This is a genomic window from Sphingopyxis sp. LC363 (assembly GCF_000756385.1).
In the GTDB taxonomy this organism is placed as follows: Bacteria; Pseudomonadota; Alphaproteobacteria; order Sphingomonadales; family Sphingomonadaceae; genus Sphingopyxis.
Window position 1 is genome coordinate 22556 of record NZ_JNFC01000025.1, and the last position, 21612, is coordinate 44167.

The 21612-nt window shown below is 65.3% G+C and carries 27 protein-coding genes; 19 read left to right on the forward strand and 8 right to left on the reverse strand.

The annotated features are described in order from the left end of the window. Positions 1-153: 153 nt before the first annotated feature. Positions 154-960, reverse strand: a complete 807-nt coding sequence (locus tag FG95_RS11070) for a hypothetical protein (protein WP_152567627.1) — start codon at positions 958-960, stop codon at positions 154-156. Then, complete coding sequence (locus FG95_RS11075; RefSeq protein WP_037555917.1) at positions 957-2006, reverse strand: COX15/CtaA family protein; 1050 nt, start codon at positions 2004-2006, stop codon at positions 957-959. Before FG95_RS11075 ends, FG95_RS11070 begins: the two co-directional genes overlap by 4 nt. A gap of 105 nt (positions 2007-2111) precedes the next feature. On the opposite strand from FG95_RS11075, the gene FG95_RS11080 reads away from it, so the two are divergent. The 6 genes from FG95_RS11080 (at position 2112) to galU (ending at position 7034) form a co-directional block, all read left to right on the forward strand. Then, positions 2112-3101 (forward strand): M48 family metallopeptidase, encoded by a 990-nt coding sequence (locus tag FG95_RS11080; RefSeq protein ID WP_052182297.1) that lies wholly within the window; start codon positions 2112-2114, stop codon positions 3099-3101. Between the two features lie 56 nt (positions 3102-3157). Beyond that, positions 3158-3694 (forward strand): peptide-methionine (S)-S-oxide reductase MsrA, encoded by a 537-nt coding sequence (gene msrA / locus FG95_RS11085; RefSeq protein ID WP_037555918.1) that lies wholly within the window; start codon positions 3158-3160, stop codon positions 3692-3694. A 106-nt stretch (positions 3695-3800) separates the two neighbouring features. Next, positions 3801-4370, forward strand: coding sequence for a YfiR family protein (locus tag FG95_RS11090; protein ID WP_235211538.1), 570 nt, complete (start codon positions 3801-3803; stop codon positions 4368-4370). Continuing rightward, complete coding sequence (locus FG95_RS11095; protein ID WP_052182298.1) at positions 4370-5596, forward strand: diguanylate cyclase; 1227 nt, start codon at positions 4370-4372, stop codon at positions 5594-5596. The genes FG95_RS11090 and FG95_RS11095 overlap by 1 nt, the downstream gene beginning before the upstream one ends. A 16-nt stretch (positions 5597-5612) precedes the next feature. Next, positions 5613-6113 (forward strand): OmpA family protein, encoded by a 501-nt coding sequence (locus FG95_RS11100; RefSeq protein ID WP_037555919.1) that lies wholly within the window; start codon positions 5613-5615, stop codon positions 6111-6113. A gap of 57 nt (positions 6114-6170) precedes the next feature. Then, positions 6171-7034, forward strand: coding sequence for a UTP--glucose-1-phosphate uridylyltransferase GalU (gene galU / locus FG95_RS11105; protein ID WP_037555920.1), 864 nt, complete (start codon positions 6171-6173; stop codon positions 7032-7034). 36 nt (positions 7035-7070) lie between these two features. Here the strand turns inward: galU and aqpZ are convergent, their stop codons facing one another. Together aqpZ and FG95_RS21305 are read right to left on the reverse strand one after the other, a co-directional pair. Beyond that, complete coding sequence (gene aqpZ / locus FG95_RS11110; protein ID WP_037555921.1) at positions 7071-7796, reverse strand: aquaporin Z; 726 nt, start codon at positions 7794-7796, stop codon at positions 7071-7073. Between the two features lie 99 nt (positions 7797-7895). Beyond that, positions 7896-9182: a methyl-accepting chemotaxis protein gene (locus FG95_RS21305; RefSeq protein WP_313911452.1), complete on the reverse strand. Its 1287-nt coding sequence runs from the start codon at positions 9180-9182 to the stop codon at positions 7896-7898. Positions 9183-9333: 151 nt separating this feature from the next. Between FG95_RS21305 and FG95_RS11120 the strand changes: the two genes are divergently transcribed. Continuing rightward, a complete protein-coding gene (locus FG95_RS11120; protein WP_235211539.1) occupies positions 9334-9669 on the forward strand; it encodes a hypothetical protein in 336 nt (111 codons plus the stop codon). A 3-nt stretch (positions 9670-9672) separates the two neighbouring features. Here the strand turns inward: FG95_RS11120 and FG95_RS11125 are convergent, their stop codons facing one another. Then, positions 9673-10341, reverse strand: coding sequence for a S24 family peptidase (locus tag FG95_RS11125; RefSeq protein ID WP_037555922.1), 669 nt, complete (start codon positions 10339-10341; stop codon positions 9673-9675). Positions 10342-10463: 122 nt separating this feature from the next. Between FG95_RS11125 and FG95_RS21105 the strand changes: the two genes are divergently transcribed. After that, positions 10464-10745 (forward strand): hypothetical protein, encoded by a 282-nt coding sequence (locus FG95_RS21105; protein ID WP_037555923.1) that lies wholly within the window; start codon positions 10464-10466, stop codon positions 10743-10745. After that, on the forward strand, positions 10742-11068 hold the full coding sequence (locus FG95_RS11135) for a hypothetical protein (protein WP_235211540.1): 327 nt from the start codon (positions 10742-10744) through the stop codon (positions 11066-11068). The genes FG95_RS21105 and FG95_RS11135 overlap by 4 nt, the downstream gene beginning before the upstream one ends. Positions 11069-11236: 168 nt before the next feature. Here the strand turns inward: FG95_RS11135 and FG95_RS11140 are convergent, their stop codons facing one another. After that, positions 11237-12073, reverse strand: a complete 837-nt coding sequence (locus tag FG95_RS11140; protein ID WP_037555924.1) for a hypothetical protein — start codon at positions 12071-12073, stop codon at positions 11237-11239. 58 nt (positions 12074-12131) lie between these two features. After that, positions 12132-13337, reverse strand: a complete 1206-nt coding sequence (locus FG95_RS11145) for a TIGR04063 family PEP-CTERM/XrtA system glycosyltransferase (RefSeq protein WP_037555925.1) — start codon at positions 13335-13337, stop codon at positions 12132-12134. A gap of 65 nt (positions 13338-13402) precedes the next feature. On the opposite strand from FG95_RS11145, the gene FG95_RS20930 reads away from it, so the two are divergent. From FG95_RS20930 to FG95_RS11180, 8 genes are all read left to right on the forward strand, one after another. Then, entirely contained in the window at positions 13403-13567 is a 165-nt protein-coding gene (locus tag FG95_RS20930) for a hypothetical protein (protein WP_200880190.1), read from the forward strand. Further along, the gene (locus tag FG95_RS11150) at positions 13560-14942 is read left to right on the forward strand and encodes a putative O-glycosylation ligase, exosortase A system-associated (protein WP_037555927.1); all 1383 of its coding nucleotides are present in this window, start codon (positions 13560-13562) and stop codon (positions 14940-14942) included. Before FG95_RS20930 ends, FG95_RS11150 begins: the two co-directional genes overlap by 8 nt. Before the next feature lie 38 nt (positions 14943-14980). After that, positions 14981-15991, forward strand: a complete 1011-nt coding sequence (locus FG95_RS11155) for a DNA topoisomerase IB (protein WP_037555954.1) — start codon at positions 14981-14983, stop codon at positions 15989-15991. A 127-nt stretch (positions 15992-16118) separates the two neighbouring features. Next, the gene (locus tag FG95_RS11160) at positions 16119-17210 is read left to right on the forward strand and encodes a mechanosensitive ion channel family protein (protein ID WP_409581479.1); all 1092 of its coding nucleotides are present in this window, start codon (positions 16119-16121) and stop codon (positions 17208-17210) included. 95 nt (positions 17211-17305) lie between these two features. Beyond that, a complete protein-coding gene (locus FG95_RS11165) occupies positions 17306-17764 on the forward strand; it encodes a MaoC family dehydratase (protein WP_037555929.1) in 459 nt (152 codons plus the stop codon). A 65-nt stretch (positions 17765-17829) separates the two neighbouring features. Further along, positions 17830-19011: an acetyl-CoA C-acyltransferase gene (locus FG95_RS11170; protein WP_037555930.1), complete on the forward strand. Its 1182-nt coding sequence runs from the start codon at positions 17830-17832 to the stop codon at positions 19009-19011. Between the two features lie 16 nt (positions 19012-19027). Continuing rightward, positions 19028-19624 carry a carboxymuconolactone decarboxylase family protein gene (locus tag FG95_RS11175; protein WP_037555931.1) on the forward strand — a complete coding sequence of 199 codons (597 nt, stop codon included), beginning with the start codon at positions 19028-19030 and terminating at the stop codon, positions 19622-19624. Positions 19625-19642: 18 nt separating this feature from the next. Continuing rightward, positions 19643-19933 carry a putative quinol monooxygenase gene (locus FG95_RS11180; protein ID WP_037555932.1) on the forward strand — a complete coding sequence of 97 codons (291 nt, stop codon included), beginning with the start codon at positions 19643-19645 and terminating at the stop codon, positions 19931-19933. Positions 19934-20130: 197 nt separating this feature from the next. Here FG95_RS11180 and soxR read toward each other — a convergent pair whose 3' ends face one another. Further along, positions 20131-20601, reverse strand: coding sequence for a redox-sensitive transcriptional activator SoxR (soxR, locus tag FG95_RS11185; protein WP_037555933.1), 471 nt, complete (start codon positions 20599-20601; stop codon positions 20131-20133). Between the two features lie 85 nt (positions 20602-20686). Here soxR and FG95_RS11190 point away from each other — a divergent pair, with 85 nt between their 5' ends. Beyond that, on the forward strand, positions 20687-21082 hold the full coding sequence (locus FG95_RS11190) for a VOC family protein (protein ID WP_037555934.1): 396 nt from the start codon (positions 20687-20689) through the stop codon (positions 21080-21082). 65 nt (positions 21083-21147) lie between these two features. Then, a complete protein-coding gene (locus FG95_RS11195) occupies positions 21148-21612 on the forward strand; it encodes a pyridoxamine 5'-phosphate oxidase family protein (protein ID WP_037555935.1) in 465 nt (154 codons plus the stop codon).

Sequence of the window (21612 nt, forward strand, 5' to 3'; positions counted from 1 at the left end):
ACAGATATGGACCGGAGCAAGAGCGCCCCGAAACAAATGCGCCGCCTAATCCCATGGGACGATGCGGCGCTTCGGAGCGGGCCAATGGCGCCAGACAAGCGAAAAGTCAAGCGTAGCGCGGCTTTGCTGACGGGTATTATGATACCCCAAGCTTCAAGACACTGGTTCCAGCGCCCGCACGCGCTCTTCGATCAGCTTGCGGCCCTCGCCATCAGGCCCGGCAATCCAACTCTGGCGGTGCTCACGCATGACCAGCCCCGTACCGGTATCGACGGTCCACAAATTGTCGATCTCGAGCGACTGCGCTTTCCCGGCGATCAAGGTTGAATCCCGTTCGATCCTGGCAATGGTGCGCCGGGCGCCGTCGGTGTGGATAGATACGTCCGTATCGTCGGATACTGCGGCGGCAGAAATGGCGGCGTTCGCGGGCGCGATCAGCGCACGGATGTCGGCGGTCGCCAGCCGGTCGCGTTCGGCGGCGGGCAGCGCGGCGATCAGTTGCGCAAGTTGCCGGGCTTCGGCTCGCTCCGCTTCGGCACCCGCCCGCTCCACCCGTGTCGTCACCCGCTCCCATAATTGGTCAGGATCGACAAGATCGATGCGGCTGCCGTCAGACGGGACCAAATAGGCGATGTTTTCGCCGACGAGCGGGTCAAGCATAACCGTCACCATGCGCGTCACGTCGGGTTGCGCGCCTGATTCGATTCGTTGCAGCACCGTGTCGAGCCGATAGCCCCGCCCGGTCCGCTGCCATTCGAGCACATAGACGAGCGCGAAATCGATCAGCTTTCCGTCACGGCCGATACGGCGCGTCGTTACCTGATAGCGCAGCGGCACACCCACCGGCGGCGCGAACCGGACTTGCGCGGCTGTGGCGGGCGAGGCGTCGCCCGGCGCAGCCACCGCCTGCGATGGGGGCGTCAGCAGCAGCAAGGCACCGAGAGCGCCTGCCAGCATCATGCGCCGTCGCGGCCCAGTCGGTGGAGCGATGCCGCCGCCGCGGCGACAAGGATGGCGCCGACGACTTGGTGCAGCACGGCCACCCACATCGAAACCCCCGACACGACGGTCCAGATGCCAAGCAGCATCTGCGCCGCGACGGCCGCGACGAGCAGTCGGGCTTCGCGCCTCGCACCGCGCCGCGACAGCGTCCGCGCGAGAAGCAACAGCGCAAGCGCGGCGACCCACGACCACCAGCGATGGAGGAAGTGAATGAGGAAGGGATCGTTGGTTAGCGCGAGCCACGCGCCGCCCGTCCAGTCGATGCCTTCGGGCATGAAATGATCGTTCATCAGCGGCCAGCTGCTGGAAACATAGCCGGCGTTGAGTCCCGCGACCCATGCGCCGAGCAGCAGCTGGACGAAGAGGATGGTGATCACAGCCACCGCCGGGCGGGTCAGCCGCGCGGGGGGGCTGGCCGGATCGCGCGCCAGCCCGGTGAGGTCGCGCGCCGTCCAGACGAGCCCGGCGAGCAGGAACAGCGCGGTCAGCAGATGTGTCGCGAGACGAAAATGGCTGACGTCGGTGCGATATTCGAGGCCCGAAGCCACCATCCACCAGCCGATCGCGCCCTGCAGCCCGACGAGTGCCGCAAGCGCGAACAGGCGCCAGCCATAGCCCGCGGGAATGGCGCGACGCCAGGCGTACCAGATCAGCGGTACGAGCAGCGCCATGCCGACCAGCCGCCCGAGGATGCGGTGCAGCCATTCCCAGAAGAAGATCGCCTTGAAGCCCTCAAGCGTCATGCCGAGGTTGATCGCCTGATATTCGGGAATCCGCTTGTATTTTTCGAACTCCTCGACCCATCCGGCCTCGGTCAGCGGCGGGATCACACCCGAGACCGGCCGCCATTCGGTGATAGACAGTCCGGATTCGGTCAGCCGGGTGATGCCGCCGACGCCGACCACGATGATCACGAGCAGCGCGACGGCCCAGAGCCAGCGCGCCAGCGCCGCGGGGCGGGGTTGGCGCGCATCAGGCGCGGGTGAGGTGGAGATTTGCGTCATCGCCCGCCCTATCGACGCTTGCCGAACGATAGGCAAGAGGCCGGGAACACCGCCACAAGGTGAAATTCATGGTCGCGACAGGCGCGCCTTGATAGGGGAAGGCCGATGCTGCGCCGCGCCCGACGAATCCTGACTGCCCTGATGCTGCCGATAACCGCGCCGTCGATGGCGGCGTCCGCCGAGCCATCGCCCTATGCCACGCTGGCGGCGGCGGAGGCGCGCGTGGCGGCGATCGGTTTTCGCCTGACGACTGAAAACGCCGCCTGGTGCCCGATGCGCCAGCCGCAGTTCGGCTGGATCTGGGGCGACCCGCGTCTTTACGACGAGGACCGGCGCGACGAGGCGCTCGGCGTCTATGGCGCCGATGATCGGGCACATGCCTTCATCGCCGCGCTGGCGCCCGCGTCGCCGGCCGCATCGGCGGGGGTCGGCGTCGGTACATCGGTGACCGGAATTGGCGAAGCGCCCGTCCCCGACGGTGGCGGCAATCACCCCTTTGCGCGGATCACCGCAATCGAAACTTACCTCGCGGCGCTGCCCGCCGATGCCGCGCTGGCGCTTCGCACCGGCGCGGGGCGCACGGTCAGCGTCATGCCCAAACCCGGATGCGCCAGCGACTTTCGCGTCGAGGCGAACGAGAAACCCGGCGCCGTCGCCGACGGACGCATGGTGCTCGTCAACCAGGGACTCATCGAATTTTCGCCCGACGACGAAGAACTCGCAGCGGCGATCGCGCACGAACTGGCGCACAATATCCTGCGCCACCGCGCACGGCTCGACGCGGCGGGGGTCGATCGCGGGCTGGCGAAGCAATTCGGGCGCAACGCGCGCATGTTCAAGCAGACCGAGATCGAGGCCGACCGTCTGTCGGTGTGGCTGCTCGCCGGCGCGGGCTACGACCCTGCCGCAGCGGCGCGCTTCTGGTCGCGTTTCGGCCAACGCAAGGGCCGGCCGCTGTTCCAGGCGAGCACCCATCCCTCGTGGCGCGACCGCGTCGCCGCGCTCGAAGACGAAGCCGCCGCCATCGCCGCGGCGCGAATGCTCGGCCGGTCACTGTACCCACCGTTGATCGACGCGCCGCCGCCCTTGGAATAGGATGATCCACATCCTATTTGGGAAATATTCCCGCCTCCCCGATAAGGATCGCCATCATGACCCGTGAAACCGCCATTTTTGCCGGAGGCTGCTTCTGGTGCACCGAAGCCGTGTTCCAGTCGCTCGAAGGCGTCGATGGTGTCGAGAGCGGCTATATCGGAGGTCATGTCGCGAACCCGACCTACAAGCAGGTGTGCGGCGGCGACACCGGACACGCCGAAGCGATCCGCATCGGCTTCGACCCTTCGGTCATTTCCTATGCCGACCTGCTCGACGTCTTTTTCGCGACGCACGATCCGACGCAGCTCAACCGCCAAGGGGGCGACATCGGCACCCAGTATCGCAGCGCGATCTTCCCGCTCGACGCCGCGCAGGCCGACGCTGCGCGCGCCGGAATCGCGCGGGCCGCAGCCGACTGGCCCGCGCCGATCGTCACGACGGTCGAAAGCGCGTCCGACTGGTATCCGGCCGAGGATTATCATCAGGCCTATTGGGAAGGCGAAGGACAGCGCAACCCCTATTGCATGGCGGTCATTCCACCGAAACTGGCCAAATTGCGCAAGGGATTCAGCGAGCGCTTGCGAACGGCGTAGAAGCGCCCTGACATATGCGGCCATTGTTGCAATATGGCCGCATGACGTCACTTTTCATTGACTTTCCAATTGTTTTGACTAGCGGACGCGCCTTCGCTGGGGCAGGATGGCCCTGAAACACAGCTGGGGGCACAGCCAGGTGCTGGCATCACTGTTATTGATCGGCGCGTTGGTGACGACGCCGCATATGTCGGTTCAGGCGGCAAGCCAATCGGTTGTCGAGGAAAGCGCCGGCGGGATGACGCGGGCGGTCAACCGGATGATCGGCGGCATCGCGAGCTACGCCCGCTGGCCCGACGGGTCGACTGCAGCCAACCGCCAGATGTGCGTCGTCGGGACGCCGCGCCTCGCGCCGCGCATGGCGCCGGATACGCCGGGCCGGGGTTCGATCTCGGTCCGTCTGACCCCTGCGGCCGGCGTCACCCCCGATTGCGACATATTGTTCCTCGGCCGGATGCCGGTTGCCGACCGGCGGCAATTGATCGCATGGGTTCGCGGCCGCCCGGTTCTGACGATCACCGACGATGACGCGGCGTGCATCTATGGCGCGATGTTCTGCCTCAACAGCCGCGCCGCGAGCCTCAGCTTCTCGGTCAATCTCGACGCGATCGGCCGCGGCCCGCTGCGGATCGACCCGCGCGTGTTGCGCATCGGTTCCGGGCAGGGAGGCGCGTGATGAGCGGATCCGATCTGCCTCGCTCCGCCCCACGCATCGGTGCACGCACAACGCTGCAAAAACTGCTGTCGCGCTTCCATTTCGGCATCACGCTGTTCGCCGTCGCCTTGTCGGGGCTGACGATCCTGCTTGCGGGGGTGACGGCGCTGCGTGGTTATGCCGACCGCAACATGGAACTGGCTGCGCAGCTCGGCGCCTATGGCGTCGAGCCGGCGCTGGTGTTCAACGATCCGGTCGCGGCGCGCGAAGGGCTCGAACCGCTGACCCACATTCCCGGAATAGCGCGGTTGCGGGTACTCAACGATGTCGGACGACCCGTGATCGAGTGGACGTCGCCTACCGCCGATCCGGCCCCCATGCTCAGCCGTATCTTCTTCCCCCGCCCCTTCGCGGTGACGGTCGAGCGCAACGGATCGGCGATCGGGACGATCGAGGTCTGGGGCGACAGTTCGACGCTGGTCGACTATGTCCGGCTCGGTCTGCTCGCCGGGCTGACCTGTCTGCTCATTACCGCATTCGGCACGATCTTTCTCGCGCGGCGGTTCGAATATGAGCTCGTCAAGCCGCTCAATGAAATTGCCACCGTCGCGCACGACGTGCGGCTTCATCGCCGCTTCGACAAGCGGGTCCAGCCGCTTGGCATCGCCGAACTCGACCGGCTTGGCGGCGACATCAATGCCCTGCTTGACGAACTGCAGGGTTGGCAGGGCCATATGGAAAGCGAACGCGCGCTGCTCGCTCACCGCGCGTCGCACGACCCGCTCACCGCCATGCCGAACCGCGCCGCCTTCGATGAACAGCTCGCACGGCGCATCGAGGCGGCCGAGGGTCGTGGCGGCCGCTTTGCGCTGCTGTTCATCGATGCCGATAATTTCAAGGCGGCCAACGACAATTTCGGCCACGCCGCGGGCGACGCCGTGCTCGTCGCGCTGTCGGCCTGTATCAAGGAAACGCTGCGCAAGGGTGATTTCGCCGCCCGCATCGGCGGCGACGAATTCGTCGTCATCATCGATCCCTTCGACGCCGACGCGGTCGCTGAAGAACTCGCCGGCCGGATCCGGGCCTGTGTGTCGCAACCGATCGCCCTGCCCGAGGGACAGACCTATCGCGCATCGGTCAGCGTCGGCGTCGCCACCTTCCCGGACAGCGGCAATAACGCGACCGCGCTGCTTACCGCCGCCGACGCCGCAATGTATGCCGACAAATTGGCCAACCGTTCCCGATGATTAGCGGAGAAACGCCGTGAGTTACGCCTTCCCCCACCCCATCCGCGTCTTCGCGATCGCTCTTTTGACGGCATTGCTGGCAGCATGCCAGACCACGCCGACCGCCAGCGACTTCAGCGCCGCGCAGATCGCGACGCTGCAATCGGAGGGATTCGTCGATACCGGGCTCGGCTGGGAATTGAACATGCCCGAACGGCTTCTCTTTCCCTCCGACCAGAGCAGCATCCCGGCCGATCAGCAAAAGCGGATCACCGACATCGCCACCAAGCTCGTCTCGGTCGGGATCACGACCGCGCGGGTCGAAGGGCACACCGATTCGACCGGAGCTTCGGCCTATAATCTTTGGCTGTCGCAGGCGCGCGCCGAGGCGGTCGCGACACCGATGCAGGCGGGCGGGGTGCGGTTGACCGCCGATCAGGTCGTCGGCCGCGGCGAAACCCTGCCCTTGTCGAGCAACGCGACCCCCGAAGGGCGGCAGGACAACCGCCGCGTGGTCGTGATCGTCACGCCGCAATAGCGCGGCGAGCGACCTGCCGCCTTTCCTTGGCCGGCGTTCGCCGCTAGGCCTTCGTCCATGAAACCGATCCGCAAAGCCGTCTTTCCCGTCGCCGGCCTCGGCACGCGCTTCCTGCCCGCGACCAAGGCGATCCCGAAGGAAATGCTGCCGATCGTCGACCGGCCGCTGATCCAATATGCGGTCGACGAGGCGCGCGAGGCGGGGATCGAGCAGATGATCTTCGTCACCGGCCGCGGCAAGAGCGCGATCGAGGATCATTTCGACGTCGCCTTCGAACTCGAAAAGACGATGTCCGAACGCGGCAAGGATCTTTCCGTCCTCGCACCCACCCGGCTCGGCCCCGGCAATTGCGCTTACGTACGTCAGCAGGAGCCGTTGGGGCTGGGGCACGCGATCTGGTGCGCGCGCGACATCGTCGGCGACGAGCCCTTCGCGATCTTTCTGCCCGACGAATTCATGCACGGGTCGCCTGGCTGTATGAGGCAGATGGTCGATGCCTATGCCAGGGTCGGTGGCAACCTGATCTCGGTGCTCGAAGTGCCGCGCGAGCAGGTCTCTTCCTATGGCGTGATCGCGCCCGGCGCGCGCGACGGGTCACTGACCGAGGTCAGCGGCCTCGTCGAGAAACCCGCGATCGACGCCGCTCCGTCGAACCTGATCATCTCGGGCCGCTATATCCTCCAGCCCGAAGTGATGCGCGTGCTCGAAGGACAGGAAAAAGGCGCCGGGGGCGAAATCCAGCTTACCGACGCGATGGCGACGATGATCGGCAACCAGCCCTTCCACGCCGTCACCTTCGACGGCGCGCGGTACGATTGCGGATCGAAGGCCGGTTATATCCAGGCCAATCTGGCCGTCGCGCTCGAACGCCCAGATATGGCCGACGAGGTCCGCGCCTTTGCGATCGACCTGCTGAAATAGGACCGGCGGAGGCGGCCGCCCCCGCCGGAAAGATTGTTATTCGCCCTCGATATTCGGTTTCGGGAAGCTGTCGGCCCCGAGCAATTTGTAGAGCAAGCCCCCGATAGCGCCGCCGATCAGCGGCGCGACCCAAAAGAGCCAGAGCTGTTGGAGAGCAATGCCTCCGACGACGAGCGCGGGGCCGGTGCTGCGCGCCGGGTTGACCGAGGTGTTGGTCACCGGGATCGAGATGAGGTGGATCAGCGTCAGCGCAAGACCGATGGCGATCGGCGCGAAGCCCGCGGGCGCGCGGCCATCGGTCGACCCCATGATGATCCACAGGAAGAAAGCGGTCAGCACGATCTCGATCAGCAGCCCCGACCAGATGTCATAGCCGCCCGGCGAGCCATCGCCGAAGCCGTTCGCGGCAAGGCCGTTTGTCGCGAGATCATAGGCGGGACTGCCGCTCGCGATATAGAATAGCAGGAACGCCGCGACGATCGCGCCGAGCACCTGCGCTACGACATAGAGCGGAATGTCGCGCGCGTCGAAACGCCCGCCTGCCCACAAGCCGACGGTGACTGCGGGGTTGAGGTGACAGCCCGAAATATGGCCGATCGCATAGGCCATGGTGACGACCGTCAAACCGAAAGCGAGAGCGACGCCGAGCAATCCGATGCCGACATCGGGAAAGGCGGCGGCCAGAACCGCGCTACCGCAGCCGCCGAACACAAGCCAGAATGTGCCGATGAATTCGGCCAAACCCTTTTGGATATTCGTCATGATGACCCTCCTCCCCGCCGGCGGCCGTAGACGCCTCCGGCGCAGGGTCATCCTATCAATGTTGCGGAATCGGGCAAGCCCTTGTCCGAGCGCGCGGAATCAGGCGGCAGCGACCGCTTCGACGAAGTGCTGGGCACGCTGGTGGAGCGACTGCGCCGCCTCGGTCAGCCCCGCCGACAGCCGGCCGAGCGTCTGCGCGCCATCGCCCACCGCCGTGGCACCATGGCCGATCTCGCGAACGCGCGCGTCGATCTCGCGTCCCGCGAATACGGCTTGCTCTACATAGCTCGCGATCGTCAGCGTCGTCGCGCTCTGGCCGTCGACCGCGCGGTCGATCGCGTCGGAGAAGCCATTGTTCGCGTCGATCGCCTTCTCGACCTCGTCGAAGCCCGCGGCGACCTGCGCGACGATGTCGCGGATCCGGTCGATATATTGGGTAATGTCGCCCGCCGCGGCGCGCGTCTGGCTGGCGAGCGTCTTCACTTCGGAGGCGACCACGGCAAAGCCGCGGCCGGCGTCACCCGCCCGCGCCGCCTCAATCCCGGCATTGAGCGCAAGCATATTGGTGCGGCTCGCCATGTCGATGATCAGCGCGAGCATCTGCTCGATCGACTGGCTCGCCGCTTTCAGCGCCGCCGCGCGTTCGCTGGCCTGCTTGATCTTGCCATGTGCATCGCCGCGAACCGCCCGCGCCCGCGATCCATCATCGACGATTCTGGTCATGGTCGCGGCCAGCGCATGGCCGCGATCGCCAAGATCCTGCAGCCCCGCCAGCGTCTGGGCCGTCGCTCCCGCCACGGTCACCGCGTCGCGGCCCGTCTGCTGCGCGCGTTCGGACAGCGCGCCGGCCACCGCCTCGACCTTTTTCGCCGTTTCGGAGAGCTTCGCGGTGAGCGCGGCGATATCGTGCCGGAACTGCCGTCCGGCGTCGCCGATATGGGCCGCGCGCGCGGCGCGCTCCTGCGCCAGTTCGACCTCGCGCAGCATCGCAAGCTTGGCGAGCTGACCGCCGTCGAGCGTCTCGACGAACCGGCCCGCATCGACAAGGATCAGCTCCTGTTGCCCCGCCGACTGCGCGGCGATCCGCAGAAGGTCGGTCGTCGAGCGCGCGACGTCGGCGGTGGGGCAGGGCTCGATCATCGAGGCGATCGAGCCGCCGATCGTCGGGTTCTGCATCAGCGAAAACCAGAAGGGGCAGAACAGCAATTCGCGCACGCGCTGTTCGCGAATGATGCCGACGGGACGATCGTCCGCATCGACCACCGCGAGCGCGCGCAATTGCGGGTTGCCGCGAAACAGGTCGATGACCGCGGACATATGCGCGTCGGCGCCGATCGCGGACGCGTGGCCCGACGCCGGCTCAAGAGCATGTCCGATGGCGTTCATTCGATCCTCTTCAAGTTGCGACGCGGTGCCCGCCTCGACTAAAGCGAGAGGGTAAATAGCAAATTAACCATTTATTTCAGTGATGTGACACATGGACCGAACCGACCGTCGCTCCATCGCAATATCCTGTTCAGATCGCGGCGATTATGCGATGAGGCGCCCGATCGGCGAGGAGAAGAACATGCGCATTTTGATCGTTGCCGTTTTGGCGGCGCCCTTGCTCGCTGGCTGCGTCAGCGCGGTCAAGACGGTCGTCACGGCGCCGGTGAAAGCCGTCGGCCAGGTCGCCGACTGGTCGACCACCAGCCAGGACGAATCCGACCGCAACCGCGGCCGCGAGTTGCGCAAGCGCGAGGAGCGTGTCGGCAAGCTGTCGCGCCAGCGCGACAAGGCTCTCGCAAAATGCCGCGACGGCAATGAGGAAGAATGCCGACGCGCCGAAATACTCGACCATGAGATCGAAGCCGAGATGGCGGCACCGCGCTAGACGCTACCGCACCCGCCGTCCGGTCCACACGACGCGGCCGACGAGCTGAACCGCCGCCATCGGCAGGTCGTCCCAGCTGCGATAATGCGGGTTGTCGCTGATCACCGAAATGCGGCCCTGTCCCGGTGCGCGCGCGATACGCTTCACCATCAGCACGTCGTCCATGCGCAGCACATAGATGCCGTCGCGCAGCCGAGCCGCGGCGTCGCCGCCGTCGACCAATATGTCGTCGCCGTCGTCGAGCGTCGGCGCCATCGAATCGCCTTCGACGCGAATGATGCTGAGCGCGCGCGGATCGGCGCCGAGGTCGCGCAGCCATTTGGGATCGAAGGCGACCTCGCCCTCGACCGGTTCGCCGTCGACGCTGGCCCCCGCGCCCGCCGACGCGCCGATCGCCAGTTTCGGCACGAGGATCATCCCGGGCCCGCGCACGCGTGCCGGTGTCGCGACGCGCTGCACCGGCCCGCCGAGCATCGCTTCCGGCACTCCCAGATAGGCCGCGATGCGGGCGCGGTCCTGCTCGGCGAGCCGCCGCGGCGAGCCGCGCTTGATATATTGCTGGATATAGGCGGGGTTGCGCCCGATCACCTGCGACAAGCGTGCATAGTCGATACCTTTTTCGGCCAAAAGGCGATCAAGCGAGGCGCGGGGATCCTGAACGAATTCGGCCATAGGGTCGTACGGGGCTGGTCCTTCCTATTTCGTCTCTACCAAACGGAATTTTCCTAGACAAGTAGGAAATCTAGTTTCAGATAGGAAATATCCTATCGGGTGAGTCGCCCGATTTTGAAAGCGTGATCGAGGAGGACATGATGGAGCGCAGCTTGTTGCAGAGGATCGAGGCCTTTCTGAAGGAATCCGCGATGCCGCCGAGCGTATTCGGTCGCTACGCGGTGCGCGATCCCCGCCTCGTCAGCGATCTGCGGAGCGGCCGTCAACCGGGATGCGCGATCAGAGGTCGCGTGGAACATTTCATGAACAAATGGCGCGCCGACCACCGCGTCGGCCAAGTCGCTCCCTTGGGCGACCGCCGAACCCGTGCCTTCTGGCGCCTCGACGCGGGGAACGAAGCATGATGCGCTGGTCCCCCGCCCTGCCGCCGCGCCCCGGCTGCCCACATCGCCGGCTCCGTCATCTGCTGACGCGCGCATTGCCGCCCAGCCTCACTGCCGGAGCGTCGACCTTCCGCCCTTGGGCGAGCGCGAGCTTCGTCGGAGCACGCCACATCTTTCCCTGTGCGCTAGCGGCAGGAGAGGCAGACGCGACGGCGCGCGCGCTGCAGGACCAACTCGGCGCGGCCGAATGGATGCTGCCCGGACATATCGTTGCCGATGTCGTAGTCGAATGCGGAACAGACCCGCGCGCCTTGCGGATCGAGATCTTGACGGTCGAGGACTAGGGTCAGGACCCATTAATTCCACGTTCGAGGTTTGAAGCGATTTTGCTCAGGGCGAGGAGGCAAGGCGGAGGAATATGAATATATTTCAAGGCTTTTCGACGAAGCCATGGGCAAAATCGGTCAAATCCCGCAGGGACGTCGAAATCGCGGAATTAATGGGTCCTGACCCTAACCGACCGACTGGCGCGTCATCCGGTGCAAGGTGGAGAGCGCGGCTTCGAGCGCGAAGTCGACCTCGGGTTCTTCTTCGACTGCTACACCCGTCGCCGCCGGGGCCGTCGCCTGCGCGACCGCATCCTGACGCCGGCGCGCCAGCCCCGCTTCGAACCGCGCGACCATCGCGCCGAGCGATTTGTCGCCGGGATCGGACAATGGCGACGGCGAGGTCATCTCCGCGGGCTGCAACCAGGGCGCGTCGTCGCCGAAATCCTCTTCGGAAGCAACATCGGCGAGGACGAGTTCGTCTTCGGCTTCTTCGCGCGTCTCGACCGTCACTCCGCCTAGCCAGGGATCGAATTCTGCAGGTTCATAGGCGCCCGTCGTGCCGACCGCGCCCAGCCCGCCCGCGGGCAGGTCGCGGCCTGCGCGGATCGGCGGCCGCGGGGGATCGTCGGGATGCAGATCGACGCGGCGGCGCGTCAGAACGGGTTCGTCATCGTCGTCCTCTTCGGACCTGCGGCGAAAAACATTGCGCAGCGAGGTAAGGCCGGCGGCGTCGGGGCGCGCGATCAGCAGCGCGGCGAGACCGGCGATCGCGGCGGCGACCGCCGACATGGCGAGCGCGAGCGCGAGCCGTCCGCCATTGCCGATCGGCGGGACGAACAGGTCCGAAAGGCGGTCGAGGTAGAGGTTCCAGCTGATCGCCGCGACCCATGAAAAGGGCATCAGCGCGGCGAACAGGAAGGTCAGCGCCGCGGCGCCGATCACCGCCGGGATCGCGGGCTGGAGCGCGCGCAGTAACGCGGTCGCTATAGCCCTGGCCCGATTCTCGCTGGTTTCTTCCATATCGTCCCAAATCCGTCGGCCCGCGGGGCCACCTGTCCTGACATTAAACGCGTTACCCTCAGGCGCCGCGCAACAATCGCTGGTAAACTGGCTCGTAACGTAAAATGTTTGATGACCAGTTACGATGGCTTTCGACAAAAATACGTGCGGTTCGCCGGCGTTCGGGCCACATCGCGCGATTGCCCAGCATATCCGCAAGCGCTTCAGCGATCGCGGCCGGGTCATCGGGCGCGAACAGCGTTCCCGTCGCGCCGTCCTCGATCAGCTCGCGGTGCCCGCCGACGTCGGAGGCTGCGACCAGCTTGCCCTGCGCCATCGCCTCGAGCGGTTTGAGCGGTGTGACGAGATCGGTCAGCCGCATCTTCTTGCGCGGATAGGCGAGGATGTCGATCAGCGAATAATATCGCTCGACCTCGCCGTGCGGGACGCGGCCGACGAAATGGATTTGCGCCGCCACGGGTGACGCCGCCGCCTGCGCCGTCAGTGCCGCTTCCTTCGGCCCGCCGCCGACCAGCAGCAGCCGTGCCTTCGGCTGCGCGGCGACCAGCGCGGGCATCGCCGCTATCAGATCGTCGATGCCCTCATAGTCGTAGAAGCTGCCGATATAGCCGATCACGACATCGTCCGCGGCCAGGCCCAATGTTTCGGCGAGCGCATCGTCGCGCGGCGGGGGATCGCCGAACAGGTCGAGGTCGACGCCGTTCGGCGATACGATGATCTTGGCTGGATCGATGCCGCGCGCGATCAGGTCGCCGCGCAGGCCTTCGCAGATCACCGCGACGGCATCGGCGGCTTTCACCGCATGGGTTTCGAGCCTTTTTGTCAGCCGGTAGCGCAAGCTGCCTTCGCGCCCCGTGCCGTTGCCGACCGCCGCATCCTCCCAAAAGGCGCGGATTTCATAAATGACGGGGATACCGAGCTTCTCGCCGACGCGCAGCGCGGCAAGACCGTCGAGCACGGGGGAATGGGCGTGGAGCACATCGGGCTTCCACTCTTTCGCCAGCACCTCGACCCGTTTCGCCAACGCACCGATTTCGCGCCATTCGCGGATCGGCGCGCGTGCCGGCGCGATCGGCGCGGTGCGATAGAAAGTCAGCCCATCGACCGTCTCGCCGTCGGGCCCAGGCTCGGGATGGCGCACGCCGGTGACGCCCGCGACTTCCCATCCCTTGGCGAGCTGCGCCTTCATCAGCGCGCGGGTGCGAAAGGTGTAGCCGCTGTGCGCGGGCAGGCTATGGTCGAGGACGTGCAATATGCGTGTCATAGGCCAGCGCATTGACATACAAGCCTTAACGCGGCGTCAACCCAGATCGCGTAGCGGGAGCCAACATGGTCGACAATTTCTCCATTGGCCTGACGCACGTGCTGATGGCGATCGCGCTCTGGCGCCTGCTCTATCGCGACGATCTCGATCGCGAAGTGAGCCCGCGCATGCTGTGGCAACAGCGCCGCGACGCCGAGCGTGCCGAAGCGGACGCGCGCACCGATGCGTGACATCGCCTTCGTCGCCTTTCTCTTTGCCTTCATCGGGCTCGGCTTTCGCAAGCCGTTCCTGTTTGTGCTGTGCTTTTGCTATATCGACATCGTCGCGCCGCAACGCCTCAGCTATTTCCTCATCAACTCGATCCCGATCTCGCTGATCGTCTTCGGGCTGGCGATCGTCGGCTGGCTCGCAGTCGACGACAAGAAGGATGTGCGATGGTCGGGACGGCAACTCCTGCTGATCGCGCTGCTCCTCTATTGCTGGATGACGACGATCCAGGCCGATTTCCCGGTCGAGGCGGCCGAAAAATGGAGCTGGGTGTGGAAGGCGCTCGTCTGGGCGATCTTCCTGCCGCTCACGCTCCGGACCAAGCTGCGCATCGAATCGCTGGTTCTCGTCATGCTGCTGTCAGCGGCGGCGATCGCGATCGCGGGCGGGATCAAGACCGCGGCGGGCGGCGGCGGCTATGGCTCGCTGCAGTTGCTGCTCAACGAGAATTACGGCCTTTACGAAGGCTCGATCATGTCGGCGGTCGGCATTTCGATCATCCCGCTGATCCTCTGGTATCGGAGGTATGGCACGATCTTCCCGCCCGACTGGCGCGTGTCGATCTTCTGCTTCGCGCTCGTCTTCGCCTGCGCGCTGCTCCCGGTCGGTACGCAGGCGCGCACCGGGCTCGTCTGCCTCGTCATCCTCGCGATCCTGTCGCTGCGCGCGGTGAAGCATCGTTTCCTTTATATGGCGGGTGCGGGATTGCTTGCGCTCGCCGCTGTCCCCTTCCTGCCGCAAAGCTTTACCGAGCGGATGGAAACGATCCGCGACCACAAGTCCGACCAGTCGGCATCGACGCGCGTCGCGGTATGGGCGTGGACGTGGGAATATGCGAAGGAAAATCCCTTCGGCGGCGGCTTCAATGCCTATATCCAGAACCATGTCCGCGTCGAAAGAGCGGCGAGCGACTATGACCCCGACACTCCGCAAAATGACGAACCGACGGTTTATGAGGAACATTCGCGCGCCTATCATTCGAGCTATTTCGAGATGCTCGGCGAACAGGGTTATCCGGGGCTCGCACTGTGGCTGTTCCTGCACGCGGTCGGGCTGCTGCGAATGGAGCAACTCCGTCGCCGCTATCTCAAGACGCGGCGCGCCGAGGAGCAATGGATCGCGCCGCTCGCGACCGCGCTCCAGCACGGCCATATCGTCTATATGATCGGGTCGCTGTTCGTCGGCATCGCCTTTCAGCCCTTCATCTACATGATGCTCGCGCTCGAAATGGGGCTGTCGACCTATGTGCGCCGCCGCGAGCAGGAGGCGGGATGGCGCCCGCTGACGGCGCGCCCGGCGCAGGTTCCGGCGCGACATCCGGCGGCGCGCCCGGGCTGATCCCGGAACCATATGGCGCAGCAAGGCGCTATGGACGCATGGCCACAACCCGCCTTGTCCATGTCGACGACAGCCTGCCCGGCATCGGCCGCGAGCGTTCGGGGGTCGGCTGGCGCTACCGCGATGCCAAGGGCAAGATCATCCGCGACCGCGACGAAATCGACCGCCTCAACGCGATCGCACTGCCCCCGGCTTATGAGGACGCTTGGTTCTGTCCCGCGCCGAACGGCCATATCCTCGCGACCGGCTATGACGCGCGCGGACGCAAGCAATATCGCTATCACCCCGACTTCCGGATGGCGCGCGAGGCCGACAAATATGACCGCTGCGCCGCCTTCGGCCACGCGCTGCCGCTGCTCCGCGCGCGCCTTGCCGACGATCTCGCCCGCCGGACGCTGTGTTCGGAACGCGTCGTCGCGGCGGTCGTGCGCCTGCTCGACCTCGCCGCGCTGCGCATCGGCAACGAGCAATATGTCACCGCGAACAAAAGCTTCGGTGCAACGACGCTGCGCCAGCGCCATGCGAAGGCTTCAGGCAAGACGTTGCGCCTGCAATATGTGGCCAAGGGCGGCGCAAAACGCGACGTGACGATCAGCGACCGCAGCCTTTCGACGCTGGTGCGCCGGCTGCAGGACCTGCCGGGACAGAAGCTTTTTCAATATGAGGATGCGGACAGCCTCTGCGCGGTCGGATCGGACGATGTGAACGCCTATATCCGCGAGGCGATGGGCGATGAGTTCAGCGCCAAGCATTTCCGTACCTGGTCGGCCAGCGTGGAGGCCTTCGCCTTCCTTTACGACGCGCCCGAACCGCCGACGCTGAAGGCGATGCTCGAATATGTTGCAGACCGCCTCGGCAACACTCCCGCGATCGCGCGCAAGGCCTATGTTCATCCAGCGATGATCGCGGCGGCGCAGGAGCGCGCGGACTTCCCGGCGGCCGTCGGAACGCTGCCGCGCGCGACACGCTATCTTTCGCGTTACGAACGCGGATTTTTGACCTATCTGGAGCAGGCGCCCGCCGCCGCGGTGCTACTCCAATCCGCCTGATCCGATTTCAAGAGGACCTGACGTGACTTTCTCCCTGCTCGCCGCCGCGACGACTGCCGCTCCCAAAGCTGCGCCCGCAAAGACCGTGGCGACCAACCCGATCGAAGACCTGCAACGCTATTGGGACATGAGCGTCGCGTGGGTGAACGGCCATTGGCTGCAGATCGGCATCGCGATCGGCGCCGGTCTCGCCATCTATTTCATCCTCTCGATGCTTCGCCGCTTTGCGCTCAAATACGCGCAGTCGGCCGAGGGCGACATGTCGCTGACCCACATCGCCGGGCGCGTAATCCACAAGACCAAATCGGCCGTGCTCGCGATCATCGCGATCCGCCTGGTCGCGGGCTATGCGCAGCCGCCCGCGGTGATCATGCAGATCATCCAGTTGGTATTCACCGTCGCAGTGGTGCTGCAGGTCGCGATCTGGGTACGCGAGATCGTGCTCGGGCTGATCCAGCGCCGCGCCGCCGAAGGCCACAACGAAACGCTGTCGAACGCGATGGGCATCATCCGTCTGCTGATCAGCGTCGCTTTGTTCGCGATCGCGGGCATCGTCATCCTCGACAATATGGGGGTCAACGTCACCGGGCTGGTCGCCGGCCTCGGCATCGGCGGCATCGCGATCGGCCTCGCCGCGCAGGGCATCTTCTCCGACCTCTTCGCCTCGCTCTCGATCATTTTCGACCGGCCGTTCCGCGTCGGCGAGACGATCAAATATGACATGAGCACCGCGACGGTCGAGCGCATCGGGCTCAAGAGCACGCGGCTGCGCTCGGTCAACGGCGAGCTGCTCGTCATTTCGAACACCAATCTGCTCGCCAAGGAAATCACCAATTTCGCGCATCTCCATCGCCGCCGCGTGACCTTCATGATCGGCGTGGTCTATCAGACAACGCCCGCGATGCTGCGCGACCTGCCCGCGCTGCTCGAAGAACAGGTCAAGACGGCCGGACAGGAGTTCATCCGTTCGAGCTTCGTCACCTTCGGCCCGTCGAGTCTCGACTTCGAACTGCTCTTCGACGTGTTCAGCGACGATTATGACGTCGTCACCGCCGCGCGTACCGACGTCGCGATCCGGCTGTTCGAAGCGATGGCGGGCGCGGGCTATGAATTCGCCTATCCGACCCAGACCACCTTCACTGCGGCGCCCGACGGCACGATGATTCTTCCCTATGCCGAGAGCGTGACGATGAAGACGCCGAAGCCCGTCAAGACCTGACGCTACGGCGACGCGGCTGCGGGGCTTGGCCCTTGTGCAATGCGGCAAGAGAGGCCTAGAACGCGCCCCGAACCAGCAATTCGAGGGGATGAGATATGGCCACCATCACGCCGCAGGACCTGCAAGCCAGGGTCGGTGAGCATCTGGGCACATCCGAATGGGTGCTCGTCGATCAGGACATGATCAACAAGTTCGCCGATGCAACGGGCGATCATCAGTTCATCCATATCGACGAGGAAAAGGCGAAGCTCACGCCCTTCGGCGGCACGATCGCGCATGGCTTCCTGACGCTGTCGCTGATCCCGATGCTCGGCCAGAAGACCGACGGTCCGAAGATCGCGGGCGTGAAAATGGGCGTCAACTATGGCGGCAACAAGGTGCGCTTCCTCGCCCCCGTCCGTTCGGGCAAGCGCGTGCGCAGCCATGTGAAGCTGCTCGAACTCGAAGAAAAGCGCCCCGGTCAGTGGCAGCAGACCAATGAAGTGACGATCGAGATCGAAGGCGAGGAGAAGCCCGCGCTGATCGCCGAATGGATCAGCCAGTTCTTCGTTTAAAGCATAGTTATACCGGCTGACCTCCCCCGTTAAGACAACCGGAATCAGAAAGAAGGACCCCTATCATGCGTGACGCCGTTATCGTTTCCACCGCCCGCACCCCGCTGACCAAGGCGGCGCGCGGCTCGTTCAACAACACGCTCGCCCCGACGCTGGGCGCGCATGCGGTTCGCGCCGCGGTCGAGCGCGCCGGGGTCGAAGGCGGCGAGATCGACGACGTCGTCTTCGGCGCCGCGATGCAGCAGGGTTCGCAGACGATGAACGTCGCGCGCCTGATCGCGCTGCGTTCGGGCCTGCCCGTCACCGTCCCCGGCATGTCGATCGACCGCCAGTGCTCGTCGGGCCTGATGACTATCGCGACCGCCGCGAAGCAGATCATCGTCGATCGTCAGGATATCGCGGTCGCCGGCGGTATCGAGTCGATCTCGAAGGTCAGCGGAAGCGGGAAGGTGTTCATCGAGACCGACGCCGAGCTGATCGCGATGCACAAGGACACCTATATGCCGATGATCGGCACCGCCGAGGTCGTCGCGAAACGCTACAACATCAGCCGCGAAGCGCAGGACGAATATTCGCTCCAGTCGCAGCAGCGCACCGCCGCGGCGCAGGCCGCGGGCAAATATGACGACGAAATCGTCGCCTGCCCCGCCACCATGGCCGTGGTGAACAAGGAAACGAAGGAAGTCAGCTTCAAGGACGTCGTCGCCGACAAGGACGAGTGCAACCGTCCCGACACGACGCTCGAAGGGCTCGCGAGCCTGAAGCCGGTGATGGGCGAAGGCCATACGATCACCGCGGGCAACGCCAGCCAGCTCGCCGACGGCTCGTCGGCATGCGTCGTGATGGAAGCCAAGGTCGCCGAAAAGCGCGGCCTCCAGCCGCTCGGCCGTTATGTCGGCATGGCGGTCGCGGGCACCGAGCCCGACGAAATGGGCATCGGCCCCGTCTTCGCGATCCCCAAGCTGCTCGAACGCTTCGAGCTCAAGATGGACGACATCGGCCTTTGGGAACTCAACGAAGCCTTTGCCGTGCAGGTCCTCTACTGCCGCGACAAGCTCGGCATCCCGAACGAGCTGCTCAACGTCAACGGCGGCTCGATCTCGATCGGCCACCCCTTCGGCATGACCGGCGCGCGCTGCGTCGGCCACGCGCTGATCGAGGGCAAGCGCCGCGGCGTCAAATATGCCGTCGTCACCATGTGCATCGGCGGCGGCCAGGGCGCAGCGGGCCTGTTCGAGGTCTTCTGATTTGCGGCCGCGTTAAATGAGACTAAACGCTCCGCGTATCGAGCCGGTCGATCTCGACCGGCTCGATGCCGACCAGCGCGCCGCGCTCGAACCCTTCCTTGCTTCCGGCCCCAATGGTCAGGGAGGCAAGGTCGGGGGCGGCAAGATTCTCAATATCTTCCGCACGCTGGCGCATGCGCCAAAGGCGCTCACCGCCTTCCTCGGCTGGGGCAATTATATCCTGTCGCGGCGCAACGCGCTCACCCCGCGCGACCGCGAACTTGTCATCCTGCGCACCGGTTACAACTGCCGTTCGGGTTATGAGTGGACACAGCACAAGCGCATCGGCCTCGACTGCGGCCTTTCCGAGGACGAGATCGCGCGCATCAAGGCCGGTCCCGATGCAGAGGGCTGGAACGACCTCGACCGCGCGATGCTCCACGCGACCGACGAACTGACGGCCAATCATTTCGTGACCGACACGACCTGGGCCGCGCTCGCGCCGCTCGGCGACAAGGGACGCATGGACCTCGTCATGACCGTCGGTCAGTACACACAGGTATCGATGATATTGAACAGCTTTGGCATTCAAGTCGAGGACGGCTGGCATGTCGACCCCGATCTCAGAGCCTGATTGCAAGAGGAGAGAGATATGAGCAGCATCGGCATCATCGCAACCCTGCGCGTGCAACCCGGCAAGGAAGAGGCGTTTGAAGGCGTATTCGCCGAACTCGCCGCCGCCGTTCGAGCGAACGAAGCCGGCAACAGCTATTACAAGCTGTTCCGCACCGCGGAGGCGGGCGCCTACAAGGTCATGGAATGCTATGACGACGAAGCCGCAGTGGAAGCGCATCGCGCCTCGGACCACTTCCGCACCCTCGGCGCCAAGCTCGGCCCCTGCCTTGCGGGCGCGCCCGAGATCGAGACGTTAAGCGCAGCCTGAGGGGCGGTATCGACCTGTAACGGCCGTTTGCTCCTCCCTGTCGCGTAGCGATGGGGAGGTGGCAGCGCGAAGCGCTGACGGAGGGGCTAATGGCGCGACGTCGCGACCCCTCCACCATCGCCTTCGCGGACGGTCCCCCTTCCCCATGGCTTCGCCACAGGGAGGATCGGAAACCTCCCCTCCCCATCCCTATGCCGTCAGCCGATCTCGGCAATCTCCCCCGCCCGGTCGCCGATCACATAGCGCGGCCCCGCTCCGCGCTGCGCCGCCTTGTCCCCGCGGTTGTAGAGCCCGCATTTCTTGAGCGACAGGCAACCGCAGCCGATGCACTGGTCGAGCAGCCCGCGCGTTCGCGTCAGCGCCGCGATCTGCGCGTCGATCCGCGCGCGCAATCCGGTGCTGATCCGCGTCCAGTCGGCGCCGTTGGGCGTTCGCCCCGCAGGCAATCGAGCCAGCTCGTCGCCGACCTCCTCGAGGCTCAACCCCATCTGCTGCGCGATCAGGATGAAGGAGACGCGGCGGATATCGGCCCGCAGGAAGCGACGCTGTCCGCCGCCGGTGCGCAGCGCCTCGATCAGCCCCTTCGCCTCGTAAAATCGGATCGCCGACACCGCGACGCCGGTGCGCGCGGCGAGTTCGCCGATCGCGATCAGATCGGTTCGGTGCATGATCCGCGCTCCTCGCTTTTCGCTTGATCTAAACCTCACTTGAGCTTTCATAAGCCGCTGCGTCAACCCGAATCAGGAGTTCCCCGTGACGCATCCCTTCATCGAGCACGTCAATCTGACCGTCAGCGATCCCGACCGCACTGCGGGCATCCTGTCGGCGATCTTCGGCTGGCACGAACGCTGGCGCGGCCCCGCGCGCGACGGCGGGCGGACGATCCACCTCGGCAGCGACGCCGCCTATATCGCGCTCTACACCGGCCCCGACGGCCAGCACGCGGATGCGCGCTATCCCAAGGGCGAGCCGCTCAACCATATCGGGGTGCAGGTCGACGATCTCGACACGATCGAGATGCGGGTGAAGGCGGTGGGGCTCACGCCGTTCAACCACGGCGATTACGAACCCGGCCGCCGCTTCTATTTCTTCGATCCCGACGGCATCGAATATGAAGTCGTCAGCTATGCCGAGCCGCGGCGGCGCTGAACCGGGCAACAAGTGCACCGCTGCCGCGTTGATCGGTCATCGGGGGACAGAAATGGAGCCTTTCGATGAGCGACGATATCAAACAGCAGTTTTGGAAAGCCTTGGCCGACAGCCCCTACGTCATGCTCGGCGCGACCGGCGAACGCGAACATCATATCCCGATGAACGCGCAGCTCGACAAGGACGCGAACAGCGCTTTCTGGTTCTTCACCGCGACCGACAATCGCTTGGCGGCCGGCGGACCGGCCATGGCGCAATTTGCGGCCAAGGGTCACGACCTGTTCGCCTGCATTTCGGGAACGCTGGTGCACGAAAATAATCGCGCGGTGCTCGACAAATTGTGGAACAACAGCATCGCGGCCTGGTATCCGGGCGGCAAGGACGATCCCAAGCTCGTCCTGCTGCGTTTCGATCTCGACGATGCCGAAATCTGGACCGCCGATCCCGGAATCAAGGGCATGTTCAAGCTCGCGACCGGAATGACGATGAGGGACGGCGACCTTGGCAAGCACGCCGAAGTCGCGCTCTAG

Bases quoted from the DNA above. Each gene is read 5' to 3' on its own strand.
- FG95_RS11070 (WP_152567627.1), bottom strand. From the start codon at position 960: ATGATGCTGGCAGGCGCTCTCGGTGCCTTGCTGCTGCTGACGCCCCCA.
- FG95_RS11075 (WP_037555917.1), bottom strand. From the start codon at position 2,006: ATGACGCAAATCTCCACCTCACCCGCGCCTGATGCGCGCCAACCCCGC.
- FG95_RS11080 (WP_052182297.1), top strand. From the start codon at position 2,112: ATGCTGCGCCGCGCCCGACGAATCCTGACTGCCCTGATGCTGCCGATA.
- msrA (WP_037555918.1), top strand. From the start codon at position 3,158: ATGACCCGTGAAACCGCCATTTTTGCCGGAGGCTGCTTCTGGTGCACC.
- FG95_RS11090 (WP_235211538.1), top strand. From the start codon at position 3,801: ATGGCCCTGAAACACAGCTGGGGGCACAGCCAGGTGCTGGCATCACTG.
- FG95_RS11095 (WP_052182298.1), top strand. From the start codon at position 4,370: ATGAGCGGATCCGATCTGCCTCGCTCCGCCCCACGCATCGGTGCACGC.
- galU (WP_037555920.1), top strand. From the start codon at position 6,171: ATGAAACCGATCCGCAAAGCCGTCTTTCCCGTCGCCGGCCTCGGCACG.
- aqpZ (WP_037555921.1), bottom strand. From the start codon at position 7,796: ATGACGAATATCCAAAAGGGTTTGGCCGAATTCATCGGCACATTCTGG.
- FG95_RS21305 (WP_313911452.1), bottom strand. From the start codon at position 9,182: ATGAACGCCATCGGACATGCTCTTGAGCCGGCGTCGGGCCACGCGTCC.
- FG95_RS11120 (WP_235211539.1), top strand. From the start codon at position 9,334: ATGAGGCGCCCGATCGGCGAGGAGAAGAACATGCGCATTTTGATCGTT.
- FG95_RS11125 (WP_037555922.1), bottom strand. From the start codon at position 10,341: ATGGCCGAATTCGTTCAGGATCCCCGCGCCTCGCTTGATCGCCTTTTG.
- FG95_RS11135 (WP_235211540.1), top strand. From the start codon at position 10,742: ATGATGCGCTGGTCCCCCGCCCTGCCGCCGCGCCCCGGCTGCCCACAT.
- FG95_RS11140 (WP_037555924.1), bottom strand. From the start codon at position 12,073: ATGGAAGAAACCAGCGAGAATCGGGCCAGGGCTATAGCGACCGCGTTA.
- FG95_RS11145 (WP_037555925.1), bottom strand. From the start codon at position 13,337: ATGACACGCATATTGCACGTCCTCGACCATAGCCTGCCCGCGCACAGC.
- FG95_RS20930 (WP_200880190.1), top strand. From the start codon at position 13,403: ATGGTCGACAATTTCTCCATTGGCCTGACGCACGTGCTGATGGCGATC.
- FG95_RS11150 (WP_037555927.1), top strand. From the start codon at position 13,560: ATGCGTGACATCGCCTTCGTCGCCTTTCTCTTTGCCTTCATCGGGCTC.
- FG95_RS11155 (WP_037555954.1), top strand. From the start codon at position 14,981: ATGGCCACAACCCGCCTTGTCCATGTCGACGACAGCCTGCCCGGCATC.
- FG95_RS11160 (WP_409581479.1), top strand. From the start codon at position 16,119: ATGAGCGTCGCGTGGGTGAACGGCCATTGGCTGCAGATCGGCATCGCG.
- FG95_RS11165 (WP_037555929.1), top strand. From the start codon at position 17,306: ATGGCCACCATCACGCCGCAGGACCTGCAAGCCAGGGTCGGTGAGCAT.
- FG95_RS11170 (WP_037555930.1), top strand. From the start codon at position 17,830: ATGCGTGACGCCGTTATCGTTTCCACCGCCCGCACCCCGCTGACCAAG.
- FG95_RS11175 (WP_037555931.1), top strand. From the start codon at position 19,028: ATGAGACTAAACGCTCCGCGTATCGAGCCGGTCGATCTCGACCGGCTC.
- FG95_RS11180 (WP_037555932.1), top strand. From the start codon at position 19,643: ATGAGCAGCATCGGCATCATCGCAACCCTGCGCGTGCAACCCGGCAAG.
- soxR (WP_037555933.1), bottom strand. From the start codon at position 20,601: ATGCACCGAACCGATCTGATCGCGATCGGCGAACTCGCCGCGCGCACC.
- FG95_RS11195 (WP_037555935.1), top strand. From the start codon at position 21,148: ATGAGCGACGATATCAAACAGCAGTTTTGGAAAGCCTTGGCCGACAGC.